Origin of the sequence: Xanthovirga aplysinae (assembly GCF_009711365.1) — a bacterium.
Lineage (GTDB): Bacteria > Bacteroidota > Bacteroidia > Cytophagales > Cyclobacteriaceae > Xanthovirga > Xanthovirga aplysinae.
The window spans coordinates 1-709 of sequence record NZ_SMMB01000212.1 but is presented as its reverse complement, the minus strand read 5'-3'; the positions used below and the strand labels follow the sequence as shown (position 1 = coordinate 709).

Annotated in this window: 1 protein-coding gene; it reads right to left on the bottom strand. The window is 33.0% G+C overall.

Annotated features, from left to right (window positions below; all coding sequences use genetic code 11):
- Positions 1-140: 140 nt before the first annotated feature.
- Complete coding sequence (locus tag E1171_RS00440; protein WP_155203031.1) at positions 141-623, bottom strand: Mpo1 family 2-hydroxy fatty acid dioxygenase; 483 nt, start codon at positions 621-623, stop codon at positions 141-143.
- Between the last annotated feature and the right edge of the window lie 86 nt (positions 624-709).

Below are 709 nucleotides of genomic sequence, written 5' to 3'. Positions count from 1 at the left end.
AGTTACAAAATTTAAACTATTACAACCAACCTGTTGAGTTTAATTTAAAACAATATTCTCCAAACACATGGGATATTTGGTTGGAAATTATTTTTCCTAAAACATAAAAAATGTCCTCAAAATCGTCAAATCAGGGCCTTTTAATACCTGACACCCATTTTATCAAAAAGAAAACTAAGTACCCACGCTGGACCTATAAGTAAAAACTGCAAGTCTTTAAAAAAGGAAGGTTTTTTACCTTCCACTTTATGGCCATAAAACTGACCGATCCAAGCAATAACAAAAATGGATAAACCAAGGAGCCACAAAGGAAGCACATCGAAGGCTTCTAGTTCTTTTATAAGGAATAAGATAAAAAGGGATTCCAAAAGCATTCCCAAAAACAAAGGAAAGGAAAGTCTTAAATAAAACAATAAGCCTCCTGCTATCAATACTGTTCCCCAGTGAATATAATCTCGGGCACCTTCCGGAGCTAAACTCTTTAAAACCCCGGATGGAATATCAGCCAACATACAAATAATACTGAAAAAAATCATAGGTACACAAAACCAGTGGATTAATTTATTGGTCTTATTTTGATGACTTACTGCATATTCATCAAACCATTGGTGTATTGTCTTCATTGTTTGTTTGTTTTAAGTCTCAATGAACTTATTACCTTCCCAATTTTATTACCAATATATTGGAAGGCTTTTTTAACATAATTTCC